The following is an 11,880-nucleotide window of genomic DNA, read 5'->3' on the forward strand; positions in this document are numbered from 1 at the left end:
ATGCCCGAGATCCTCGCCGAACACCCGCTGATCAGCGTCTACCTGCCGACCCGCAACCGCGCCGCGCTGCTGATGCGCGCGATCGAATCGGTACTCGCCCAGGACTATCCGCACCTGGAGCTGATCGTGGTCGACGACGCCTCGACCGATGACACCGCGGCGCGGATCGCGGCGCACCCGGCACGCGCGCGGCTGCGCTATCTGCGCCAGCCCGAGCCGGGCGGGGCCTGCGCCGCGCGCAATCGCGCCATCGCCGATGCGCGCGGCGCGCTGATCACCGGGCTCGACGACGACGACGCCTTCCTCCCAGGGCGGTTGAGCGGGCTGCTGGCACGCTTCGCCGAGGGGCAGTGGTCGTGCGTGAGCAGCTCCGTCCGCGAGCGCACCCCACGGGGCGACATCACCCGCCGGGTCGATGTCGGGCGGATCGACCTCGAGGCGATGCTCCATTACAACCGGCTGGGCAATCAGGTCCTCACCCGCACCGCGTGGCTGCGCGAGATCGGCGGCTTCGACCCGGCGCTGCCGGCACTGCAGGACTACGACACCTGGGTACGACTGGTGACGGCGCGCGGCGCCGCCTACCGCTTGCGCGAGGCGAGCTATGTGCAGTTCAAGGACCACGAGCTGGCACGCATCTCCGGGGATCGTACCCGGGTGCTCGAGGGACTGGGACGCTTCGTCGCCAAGCATCGCGACCAGCTCGCCCCGCGCCACCTCGACTCGCTCGAGATCCTGCGTCGCCGCCTCGCCGGCGAGACGCTACCGCCGGGCGACTTCCTCCGCCTGGTCAACCGCGGCAACCTCAAGGGCGCGCTGCCGCTGCTGATCAACACCACCCCGACACTCGCCGCACTCAAGCGACTCCTGGCGCTGCGCTACCGCGCGCGCTGATTCGGGCAGACAAAAAAAAGCCCGGCGCGGGGCCGGGCTGCAAACGTCTCATAGTGAGAGAGACGAGGAGGACTCTGTAGGACCATTGGGGTCCGGCATGGTGTTTTTTCGCCGGACCTCGTCCGAATTCAGTGGATGAAGAGTCCGCCATTGACCGGCAGATTGGCGCCGGTGACATAGGCGGTCTCGTCGCTCGCGAGGAAGGCGACCGCGGCGGCGATCTCTTCGGGCTGCGCCATGCGGCGCATCGGGATGCCGGAGATGATACTCTCGCGGACCTCGTCCTTCATTGCCAGGGTCATGGCAGTCTCGACATAACCGGGCGAAACCGTGTTCACGGTCACACCCTTGGCGGCCCCTTCCTGAGCCAGCGCCATGGTGAAGCCGTGCATGCCGGCCTTGGCCGCCGAGTAGTTGGTCTGACCGAACTGACCCTTTTGGCCATTCACCGACGAGATGTTGATGATACGCCCGAAACCGCGCTCGAGCATGCCTTCCCAGAGCGGCTTGGTGACATTGAAGACGCTCTTGAGGTTGATGTCGAGGACGGCGTTCCAGTGCTCCGGCTCCATCCGCTTGAAGGTCTTGTCGCGGGTGATGCCGGCGCAATTGACGAGGATGTCGACCGGACCATGACGCTCGGCGATCGCTGCGGCCATCCGTGCGCAGTCCTCGGGATCGGCCACGTCGGCGGCGATGGTGTCGAACTCCAACCCCTCGGCGGCGCGCTCGCGCTTCCAGGTCTCGGCGACCTCGGTCTCGGCGGGATGGTGGTTGGCGATCACCACGCAGCCATCGGCGGCGAGGCGCTTGCAGATGGCGGTCCCGATACCGCCGATACCACCGGTGACGAGCGCAATACGAGACATAGCTGTTTCCTCCTCAGGTCTTGTCGTCGTTCGGGTCCGCCCCGTCTCGGGGCGGACCCGCATCCTTCATCCACAACGCCCCGGCACTCCGGCCGGGGTCATTGTCAATGGCGGTCCGGTACTGGACCGCGCGGTCTGCGGACGTCAGCTCGCGGCCACGCCCTTGCGCACGTCGGCGCCGATCTCGGCCATGTTCTTCTCGAGCCAGGTGCGATACTCCTCGCGGGTCTCGCCGAGCACCTGCATGGTGGCCTTGCTCTCGTCCATCATACGCTCGGTCAACGCCTTGGTCGCCTCGACCTGGCCCTTGAAGAACTCATTGTACCCCTTCGACTCGGTGGCAAGCGTCATCAGCCGCATCGAGTGGTCCATGTAGAGGTTCAGCGCGTCCATCTGACGGCTGGCGAGCTTCTCGAAGATACTGACGTTGAGTTCACCGAGGCTGGTCATGCGATCCATGCCCTTGGTGGTCATGTCGTTGAAGGTCTTGAAGGTTTCGTTCGTGCTCATGGGTCATCTCCGAAGGTTTGTGCGTTGCAGCATTTGTTGCAGTGCACAATAGACCCCGTACACGGAAGCGTCAATGAAGATTTTTTTAATCCTCAGCATTGACGAAATTCAATCTTCGGGGATGGCGCGACACCGACGCCGCGCTGAGGCACGCCCGTGGACCGGGCGCGATCGGCAAGGCAGGCGGATCAGTCGCTGTCGTCGGGGGGCTTGGGCTTGTCGCGATCACGACCGAGATCGAAGCCGGCGCTCCGCATGAACTCGCGCTGCAGCTCACCCCACAGCTCGACGTTCTGCTGCGCCATGCGGGTCATGGTGTCGAGCGGGGTATCGGCCCACGACTGGGTCAGCTCCTGCTGCTGCCTGGCGAACACGTCCAGCGCGCCCTCGAGATAGCGCGCAAAGGTGCCCTGCAGGGTGCCGCCATAGAAGCGGATGATCTGCGCCAGCATGTTGGCGCTGAACAGCGGCTCACCGCCGCTCTCCTCTTCGAGCATGATCTGCAACAGGATCGCCCGGGTGATGTCGGTATCGTTGGCGGTGTCGAACACCTTGAAGGGGACGCCGCCCATCACCAGGGCACGGACGTCGGCCAGGGTGATGTAACGACTGATCTCGGTGTCGTAGAGGCGCCGGTTGGGGTACTTCTTGATGATGCGCGATTTGTCCATTGACACCTGTCGCCGGTTCGGCGATCTGCGATTGGCTGGAGACTGAGGCGGCCGAACCGCTCCGGGTCATCGGAATGGTCGCCGGCGATGTCGGCGACCGGTGTTGCGCACACAGTTTACCCTAGTCATCGACGACTGGCTGCCACTGCGCCCTCGCTCGCCCCGGGCGGCGTTCACCCGGAGCGAGCGAGGGGTTCAGACGCGCTCGACGGCCAGCGCAACCCCCTGACCACCGCCGATGCACAGGGTCGCCAGACCCTTGCGGGCCTCGCGCCGACGCATCTCGTAGAGCAGGCTGACCAGCACCCGGGCGCCGGAGGCGCCGATCGGATGACCGAGCGCGATCGCCCCGCCGTTGACGTTGACCTTGTCGAGATCCCAGCCCATCTCCTGGTTGACCGACATCGCCTGGGCGGCGAAGGCCTCGTTGGCCTCGATCAGGTCGAGTTCGGCCGGGGTCCAGCCCGCCTTCTCCAGGCACTTGTTGGAGGCCGGGATGGGACCGGTCCCCATGATCTTGGGGTCGACGCCAGCGCTGGCGAAGGCGACCAGTCGCGCCATCGGGGTCAGCCCCAGCGCCGCGGCGGTCGATGCCCGCATCACCACCACCATCGCCGCGCCATCGTTGATCCCCGAGGCATTGCCGGCGGTCACCGTCCCCTCGCGGTCGAAGGCCGGGCGCAGCCGCCCGAGCTTCTCGGCGGTGGTGCCGGCGCGCGGGAACTCGTCACGGTCGAAGACCAGCGGCTCGCCCTTGCGCTGCGGGATGCTCACCGGAACGATCTCGTCGGTGAAGCGCCCGGCCTCGATCGCCGCCTCGGCCTTGCGCTGCGAGTCGGCGGCGAAGGCGTCCTGCGCCTCGCGGGTGAAACCGTACTGCCTGGCGATGTTCTCCGCGGTCATGCCCATGTGGCACTGATCGAAGGCGTCGGTCAGTCCATCGACCAGCATGGTGTCCTTGAGCTTCCAGTCACCCATGCGCTGGCCGTCGCGCGAGCGCGGCAGCACGTGCGGCGACTGGCTCATGCTCTCCTGTCCACCGGCGATCACGACCTCGGCGTCGCCACAGGCGACCGCCTGCATCGCCAGGTGGACGGCCTTGAGACCACTGCCGCAGACCTTGTTGATGGTCATCGCCGACACCCCATGCGGCAGCCCGGCATTGAGCGCGGTCTGGCGCGCCGGGTTCTGTCCGACGCCGGCGGCGAGCACCTGACCGAGCACCACCTCGTCGACCCGCTGCGGATCGAGTCCGGTGCGCGCCAGCAGTGCCTTGAGCACGACCGTGCCCAGTTCCGTGGCCGGCAGGGAGGAGAGACTGCCGCCGAAGTTGCCGACGGCGGTACGTCCGGCGTCGACAATGACGATATCTTCACTCATCGTGTATACGCTCTCTCGCTTGGATTGATCGATTAGGTCGGGCGAATGGTTGTGAATACCGGCAACCTCCGGTCGAAGCACCGTTGCGCAATGACCGCCGGATTGCAACCCCCGCGAGCCTGTACTATCCGGTTCAGGACACGAGGCGATGCGCCGGTCCGGTTTCAAAGGGGATTCTACGCACCTTTGTTGCAGTGCACAAATCAGCATGCTAACGTTCGTTCAAACCCGATCCTGAGGAAGGCAATAGCATGAGTAAGGGCATCTTTTTCGACGATGACTGGCTCGAACTGCAGCGCAAGTACTGGGATGGCTGGACCGAGATGAGCCGCAAGGCGATGGGCGCGACGGAACACGCCAAGCCGACCAACGCCTGGTCGGAGGCGGTCGAGCAATGGTGGCGGGCGATGTCGCCCGCGGCCCCGGAAAACACCCGCGCCTTCATGGACAAGCTGATCGAACAGGGTCAGACCCTGTTCGGGCTGGGTGAACAGTTCGTCAACGGCGGTGGCGACAGCAAAGACCCGATGAGCACCTGGCTCAAGGCCATGGAGGAGATGCAGCGGCGCTTCAGCGGCGGTCTCGACGGCGGCAACGAGGCGATGCAGCGGATGAGCGCGTTCTGGGAGCTGCCGCTCGACAACTGGCAGCGGATGATGTCCTCGCTCTCGCCGGTCCCGGGCGACTTCCTGCGCAACATGCCACACGACCAGCTCAGGGACCGTCTCGATCAGGCGCTCTCGGCGCCGGGGCTCGGCTACACCCGCGAGGAGCAGGCACAGTACCAGGAGCTACTGCGCTGCTCGATGGACTATCAGTCGGCACTGCAGGAATACACCGGGTTCTACAGCCGGCTCGGGATGAAGTCGGTCGAGCGCATGGGCAGCTTCATCCAGGGCGTGGTCGAGTCCGGCAAGAGCATCGATTCGGCCCGCGCGCTCTACGACAACTGGGTGGGGTGCTGCGAGAGCGTCTATGCCGAGGAGGTCGCCACCCCCGAGTACGCACGCATCCACGGTCGGCTGATCAACGCCCAGATGCGGTTCAAGAAGCGCATGTCGGTGATCGTCGACGAGAACCTCGGCGCACTGAACATGCCCACCCGCAGCGAGCTGCGCACCCTGCAGGACCGGCTGCAGGAGACCCGCCGTGAGAACAAGCAGCTGCGCTGCCGCCTGCACCAGCTCGAGAAGCGGGTGGAGGCCGCGCTCGGCGAGCCGGCGAAGGAGCCGGCCACCGCGCTCAAGCGCACCCCGGCGACGCGCAAGACCACGGCGCGCAAGAAGACCACCGCCAAACCGACCACGAGCAGCTGACCGAGTCGCCCCGCCGACGCAGCCGCGCGCACCCGCCGCACACTGAGAGGAACGAGATCGTGATCCCCATCGATATCCGACCCGACAAGCTCGCCCAGGAGATGCTCGACTACAATCGCAAGCTCGGCCAGGGCATGGAGAACCTGATCAGCGCCGGCGAGATCGACACCGGCGTGACCCCCAAGGAGGCGGTCTATCAGGAGGACAAGCTGACCCTCTACCGCTATCAGGCACCTGAGGGCACGGCGCGCCAACCGATCCCGCTGCTGGTGGTCTACGCCCTGGTCAACCGCCCCTACATGACCGACATCCAGGAGGATCGCTCGACCATCAAGGGGCTGCTCGCCACCGGGCAGGACGTCTATCTGATCGACTGGGGCTATCCCGATCAGGCCGATCGCGCGCTGACCCTCGACGACTACATCAACGGCTATATCGACCGCTGCGTCGACCACATCCGCGAGACCCACGACATCGACCGCGTCAACATCCTCGGCATCTGCCAGGGCGGCGCCTTCAGCCTGATGTACACCTCGCTCCACCAGGACAAGGTCAACAACCTGGTCACCATGGTCACCCCGGTCGACTTCCAGACCCCGGACAACCTGCTCTCGGCCTGGGTGCAGGACGTCGATGTCGACCTCGCCGTCGACACCATGGGCAACATCCCGGGCGAGCTGCTCAACTGGACCTTCCTCTCGCTCAAGCCGTTCAGCCTGACCGGGCAGAAATACATCAACATGGTCGACCTGCTCGACGACCCGCGCAAGGTGAAGAACTTCCTGCGCATGGAGAAGTGGATCTTCGACAGCCCCGATCAAGCCGGCGAGACCTTCCGCCAGTTCATCAAGGACTTCTACCAGCGCAACGGCTTCATCAACGGCGGCGTGCGGATCGGCGAGGACGAGATCGATCTGGCCCGGATCAGCTGCCCGGTGCTCAACATCTACGCCCTGCAGGACCACCTGGTGCCGCCGGATGCCTCACGCGCGCTCAAGGGCCTGGTCGGCAGCGAGGACTACACCGAGCTGGCCTTCCCCGGCGGCCACATCGGCATCTATGTCAGCGGCAAGGCGCAGAAGGAAGTCACCCCGGCGATCGGCGACTGGCTCAACGCCCGGACCTGAGTCACCGCCATCGAGCGCGACAGGCACCCTTCTGAACAGGGGCCTGTCGCGGCTGGCGGCGGATCGCTGGAGTCGCGTCGGTTGGGTTGCCGCCTTTCGGCACCCCAACGCCAGCGTCAGCGCCTGCCGACGGCGCCGGTGCAGAAACCAATGGACTCGCACACACGCCCCGGCCTCAGCCGCACATCTTCGCCCCCTTAGCGTGCTGTGGGGCTTTGCGGTTCAATCCCGCGACTGGCAACTGGCAACTGGCAACTGGCAACTGGCAACTGGCAACTGATTCAACCCTGGACATAGAAGTAACGCCAGCTCAGGCCACTGGCCCGAGTCAACAGATCGAGCAGCGCCGGGGTCGGCACCGCCTCGCCGGGGAACACCGCCTCGACCTCCACGAAGGTCCGCCCGAACCCGCCCCGTCGCCCCCAGTCCCACCCCCAGGGTGGTCGGACCACACCACAACCGTCGCAACGCCAACCGCTGCGCGGCTGGCTGTGCCACAGCTCCAGTCGACGCGGCCAGTCCTCCAGCCGCGAGCGGCATTCATGACAGCGCGGCGCCCGGGTGTTGTGCCCCAGGCAGGGGCGCGCCCGCGCACTCGGGCGCGGGATCCCGACCCGGCACCAGGGCCCCTCGCCCTCACCCGTCGGATCGATCCGCACCGCGCAACCGGCAAAGCTCACCAGCGCCAGGAAATCATCACCGACCCGGTAGATCGGTCGCCCCGGCCACAGCGGCGCACCGATGAAGCCGGCCTCGGTCAATTGACCGACCAACAGCCGCATCCCTGGACGACCACGCGGATCGGTCGGGGTCAGCACCAGCCGACCGACACCGGCAGCGGGGCGCGATCCGTTGGCCGCGGCGTGAACGTGGGGGACAGCGGCGGATTCTCGATCAAGCATGGCACGACCCTCCAGAGATGGCGAAATCACGGCAACCGCGTGAATTCGCGGTTGAAATCATGGCGTCCTTTCTATAGCTTCGAGTGACATTCACTGCTGGGGGTGTCCGCGCCGATTCGCGGGCGGCGACCGCGAGATCCGCGGCGCGCGCCGGGGCCGGAACGGGCTGAGAAGAGACCCTTCGAACCTGACCCGGATCATGCCGGCGCAGGAAAGCAGGCAATGGAGCCGACGGCGATCCTGCGGCACCTCACCCGGTGCCCGCGCCCGACCCGCTCCAACCATGCCGCACACCTGCCCGACGGCGCTCGCCAACATCCATGCGGCGCATCGAGGTCGACCCGCAGCCCATGCTGGCCGAGCCAGCAATCGCGTGGAGCCCAGCGCCCCGCTCCAGTCCTGAGGAAACCCGATGAGCGCCATTCCAGAAGACTTCGTCCACAAGACCGCGCAACTCTCCGAGGCCGCGACCCGCCCCTTCCCGAATTCGCGCAAGGTCTATGTCACCGGCTCGCGTCCCGATCTGCGCGTGCCCATGCGCGAGGTCGCCCAGAGTCCGACGCTCACCAGCGGCGAGCCGGAGGAGAATCCGCCGATCCCGGTCTACGACACCTCGGGGCCCTATACCGACCCGGATGCCAGCATCGATCTGATGGCCGGCCTGCCCGATCTGCGTTCGGGCTGGATCGAGGCGCGGGGCGACACCGAGCAGCTCGACGGTCCGACCTCGGCCTTCGGTCGCGCCCGTCAGAGTGATCCAGCGCTGGCCCACCTGCGTTTCGAACATCTGCGTACCCCCCGCCGCGCTAAGCCCGGCCAGACCATCACCCAGATGGCCTATGCCCGCCGCGGCATCATCACCCCGGAGATGGAGTTCGTCGCTATCCGCGAGAACATGCGGCTCGACGAACTGCGCGCCGATCCGCGCTATGCCAAGCTGCTGCGCCAGCACCCCGGCAACGCCTTCGGCCAGCCGCTGCCCGAGCAGATCACCCCAGAGTTCGTGCGCGATGAGGTGGCGCGCGGTCGCGCGGTGATCCCGGCCAACATCAACCACCCTGAGGTGGAGCCGATGATCATCGGTCGCAACTTCCGGGTGAAGATCAACACCAATATCGGTAACTCGGCCACCACCTCATCGATCGAGGAAGAGGTCGAGAAGATGGTGTGGTCGGCGCGCTGGGGTGGCGACACCCTGATGGACCTGTCGACCGGCAAGAACATCCACGAGACCCGCGAGTGGATCCTGCGCAACTCGCCGGTGCCGATCGGCACCGTGCCCATCTACCAGGCGCTGGAGAAGGTCGATGGCCGTCCCGAGGAGCTGACCTGGGAGCTGGTGCGCGACACCCTGATCGAGCAGGCCGAGCAGGGCGTCGACTACTTCACCATCCACGCCGGGCTGCTGCTGCGCTACATCCCGCTGACCGCCGATCGGGTCACCGGCATCGTCTCGCGTGGCGGCTCGATCCTCGCCAAGTGGTGTCTGGCGCACCACCAGGAGAACTTCCTCTACACCAACTTCGAGGAGCTGTGCGAGATCCTGCGCACCTATGACGTCGCCGTCAGCCTCGGCGACGGGCTGCGTCCGGGCTCGCTCGCCGACGCCAACGACCGCGCCCAGTTCGCCGAGCTCGAAACCCTCGGCGAGCTGACCAAGCGCGCCTGGGAGCACGACGTGCAGGTGATGATCGAGGGCCCCGGTCACGTGCCGCTACAGATGATCCAGGAGAACGTCACCAAGGAGCTGGTCGACTGCTTCGAGGCGCCCTTCTACACCCTCGGCCCGCTGATCACCGACATCGCGCCGGCCTACGACCACATCACCTCGGGTATCGGCGCGGCCAACATCGGCTGGTACGGCACCGCCATGCTCTGCTACGTCACCCCCAAGGAACACCTCGGCCTGCCCGACAAGGAGGACGTGCGCAGCGGCATCATCACCTACAAGATCGCCGCCCACGGCGCCGATCTCGGCAAGGGCCTACCGGGCGCGCAGATCCAAGACAACGCGCTGAGCAAGGCGCGCTTCGAGTTCCGCTGGGAGGATCAGTTCAACCTCTCGCTCGATCCCGAGCGCGCGCGCGAGTTCCACGACCGCACCCTGCCGCACGATTCGCACAAGGTCGCCCACTTCTGCTCGATGTGCGGACCGCACTTCTGTTCGATGAAGATCACCCAGGACGTGCGCGAATACGCCAACAGCCAGAAGATCGAGGACCTCGACCGGGCGGTCGAGAGCGGCATGCAGGAGAAGGCCCGCGAGTTCCGCGAGGCCGGCGCCGAGCTCTACAAGGAGGTCTGAGCCCGACGCCTGCCCGCCCCATTGCGGGGCGGGCGCCCGATCCGCCGCGCACGGACCGGGGTTCATACCCTTCCCCCCGGCGATCACCGCCGGGGTCGGTTCACTCAGCCCTCGAGGCCGCAGGCCTCGGCCACCGCCTCGACCACCTCGCGCTGCACCTCTTCGGTGAGATAGGGGTGCATCGGCAGGCTGATCACACGCTCGGCCACCTCGGCACTGACCGGTGTCGCCGGCGCTCCCGGGACATGGAACACCGGCTGCTCGTTGAGCGGCACCGGATAGTGCACCGCGGTGGGGATGTCGCGCGCCTTGAGTGCCTCGGCCACCGCCTCGCGATCCGCCACCTGCAGGGTGTACTGGGCATAGACCGAGGTGTTGTCGGGAGCGATCGAGGGGGTCAGCACACCGCTCTCGCCGGGCTCGGCGGTCGTTCCCGCGCCGCGCACGCGCAGCAGTTCGCTGTAGCGTGCACCCAGTCGACCACGGGCCTCGACCTCATCGGGGAAGATCGCCAGCTTGGATTGCAGCACCGCCGCCTGCATGGTGTCGAGACGACCATTGATGCCGAGACGCGGATGGTAGTAACGACGCGACTGGCCGTGATTGCGCACCTCGCGCAGCTGGCGCGCCAGATCGGCATCATTGGTGAAACAGGCACCCGCATCGCCATAGGCGCCGAGCGGCTTGGCCGGGAAGAAGGAGGTGCAACCGATGGTCGAGAGCCCACAGGAGCGCTTGCCCTTGTAGGTCGCGCCGAAGCTCTGCGCCGCGTCCTCGATCACCGCCAGATTATGTGCCTCGGCCACGGCATTGACCGCATCCATGTCGGCGCACTGGCCATAGAGCGAAACCGGCATGATCGCACGGGTACGGCCGGTGATCGCATCCTCCAGCGCATTGGGATCGATGTTATAGGTCACCGGGTCGATGTCGACGAACACCGGGCGGGCACCGAGCAGAGCGATCATCTCGGCGGTGGCGATGAAGGTGAAGGGACTGGTGATGACCTCGTCACCACGCCCGATCTCGAGCGCCATCATCGCCGCGAGCAGCGCATCGGTCCCACTCGACAACCCGACGCAGTGCTCGACCCCGACAAAGGTCGCAAGCTCTTCCTCGAGCGCCTGGACCTCGGGGCCCATGATGTACTGACCGTGACTCAGAACCGCGTCGATACGGCTCCGAACGTCCTGCTCGATGCGCGCGTACTGCGTTTTCAGATCGATGAATTGCATTCAACTCGCCTTTGATTTCGGGTGCAGAAGGACCAGTTCACCGCGCCGGTGCTACCCTCGAATGGCTCTGCACGGCAACGGCAGGCATCACGGCACGGGCGATTGATCGTTGTGCTTGAATCCTAACCCAATTGCGTGACGAGGGTAACGAGCGGCCAGCGGCCAGCGGCCAGCGGCCAGCGGCCAGCGGCCAGCGGCCAGCGGCCAGCGGCCAGGAGATTGAACCGCAAAGGCGCCAAGAGCGCGAAGGGTTTTGAATGTGGGGGGCGGTCGACGTCCGGCGCACAGCCCCGTCGGTTGGGTTGCCGGCTTTTACCAGCGTCAACGTCTGCTGAGAACGGCAATCGGCGCCGGGACAGGAACCGAACGCTGGCCACGCACTCGCGCGCGCCGCGGCGTCAGCCGCACATCCCCGACGCCCCTTGGCGTTCTTTGGGTCTTTGCGGTTCAATCTTTCAAGCTGGCGGCTGACGGCTGACGGCTGACGGCTTTTTCGGCGCACAAAGTAAAACCCCCGAGCACAGGGTGCTCGGGGGTTTTGGGGTAAGGTCCTGGCAGTGACCTACTTTCGCATGGGGAGGCCCCACACTATCATCGGCGAGGTCCTGTTTCACTTCTGAGTTCGGGATGGGATCAGGTGGTTCCAGGACTCTATGGCCGCCAGGAAAACT

10 protein-coding genes, 1 rRNA gene and 1 riboswitch are annotated in these 11,880 nt (G+C 66.2%); of the genes, 4 read left to right on the plus strand and 7 right to left on the minus strand.

The annotated features are described in order from the left end of the window. Nucleotides 1–894: a glycosyltransferase gene (locus EBL84_RS03745; RefSeq protein WP_123139586.1), complete on the plus strand. Its 894-nt coding sequence runs from the start codon at nucleotides 1–3 to the stop codon at nucleotides 892–894. Nucleotides 895–1,022: 128 nt separating this feature from the next. On the opposite strand, the gene phbB is transcribed toward EBL84_RS03745, so the two are convergent. From phbB to EBL84_RS03765, 4 genes are all read right to left on the minus strand, one after another. Next, nucleotides 1,023–1,763 carry an acetoacetyl-CoA reductase gene (gene phbB, locus EBL84_RS03750; protein ID WP_123139587.1) on the minus strand — a complete coding sequence of 247 codons (741 nt, stop codon included), beginning with the start codon at nucleotides 1,761–1,763 and terminating at the stop codon, nucleotides 1,023–1,025. A 144-nt stretch (nucleotides 1,764–1,907) separates the two neighbouring features. After that, entirely contained in the window at nucleotides 1,908–2,273 is a 366-nt protein-coding gene (locus EBL84_RS03755) for a phasin family protein (RefSeq protein ID WP_123139588.1), read from the minus strand. Between the two features lie 188 nt (nucleotides 2,274–2,461). After that, entirely contained in the window at nucleotides 2,462–2,944 is a 483-nt protein-coding gene (gene phaR / locus EBL84_RS03760; RefSeq protein ID WP_062273069.1) for a polyhydroxyalkanoate synthesis repressor PhaR, read from the minus strand. A gap of 195 nt (nucleotides 2,945–3,139) precedes the next feature. Continuing rightward, on the minus strand, nucleotides 3,140–4,324 hold the full coding sequence (locus EBL84_RS03765; protein WP_123139589.1) for an acetyl-CoA C-acetyltransferase: 1,185 nt from the start codon (nucleotides 4,322–4,324) through the stop codon (nucleotides 3,140–3,142). A 251-nt stretch (nucleotides 4,325–4,575) separates the two neighbouring features. Here EBL84_RS03765 and phaE point away from each other — a divergent pair, with 251 nt between their 5' ends. Together phaE and EBL84_RS03775 are read left to right on the plus strand one after the other, a co-directional pair. Beyond that, nucleotides 4,576–5,640: a class III poly(R)-hydroxyalkanoic acid synthase subunit PhaE gene (gene phaE, locus EBL84_RS03770; RefSeq protein ID WP_123139590.1), complete on the plus strand. Its 1,065-nt coding sequence runs from the start codon at nucleotides 4,576–4,578 to the stop codon at nucleotides 5,638–5,640. 59 nt (nucleotides 5,641–5,699) lie between these two features. Further along, nucleotides 5,700–6,767, plus strand: a complete 1,068-nt coding sequence (locus tag EBL84_RS03775) for a class III poly(R)-hydroxyalkanoic acid synthase subunit PhaC (protein WP_123139591.1) — start codon at nucleotides 5,700–5,702, stop codon at nucleotides 6,765–6,767. Nucleotides 6,768–7,048: 281 nt separating this feature from the next. On the opposite strand, the gene EBL84_RS03780 is transcribed toward EBL84_RS03775, so the two are convergent. After that, the gene (locus tag EBL84_RS03780; RefSeq protein WP_223806176.1) at nucleotides 7,049–7,669 is read right to left on the minus strand and encodes a hypothetical protein; all 621 of its coding nucleotides are present in this window, start codon (nucleotides 7,667–7,669) and stop codon (nucleotides 7,049–7,051) included. Nucleotides 7,670–7,757: 88 nt separating this feature from the next. Further along, a riboswitch (TPP riboswitch) is annotated at nucleotides 7,758–7,900 on the plus strand. A 181-nt stretch (nucleotides 7,901–8,081) separates the two neighbouring features. Between EBL84_RS03780 and thiC the strand changes: the two genes are divergently transcribed. Then, entirely contained in the window at nucleotides 8,082–9,974 is a 1,893-nt protein-coding gene (thiC, locus tag EBL84_RS03785; RefSeq protein WP_123139593.1) for a phosphomethylpyrimidine synthase ThiC, read from the plus strand. A gap of 104 nt (nucleotides 9,975–10,078) precedes the next feature. Here thiC and EBL84_RS03790 read toward each other — a convergent pair whose 3' ends face one another. Beyond that, complete coding sequence (locus tag EBL84_RS03790; RefSeq protein WP_123139594.1) at nucleotides 10,079–11,209, minus strand: DegT/DnrJ/EryC1/StrS aminotransferase family protein; 1,131 nt, start codon at nucleotides 11,207–11,209, stop codon at nucleotides 10,079–10,081. Nucleotides 11,210–11,758: 549 nt separating this feature from the next. After that, a 5S ribosomal RNA gene (gene rrf / locus EBL84_RS03800) occupies nucleotides 11,759–11,874 on the minus strand. Nucleotides 11,875–11,880: the final 6 nt, after the last annotated feature.

The organism is Marichromatium sp. AB31 (genome assembly GCF_003718685.1).
Lineage (GTDB): Bacteria > Pseudomonadota > Gammaproteobacteria > Chromatiales > Chromatiaceae > Marichromatium > Marichromatium gracile.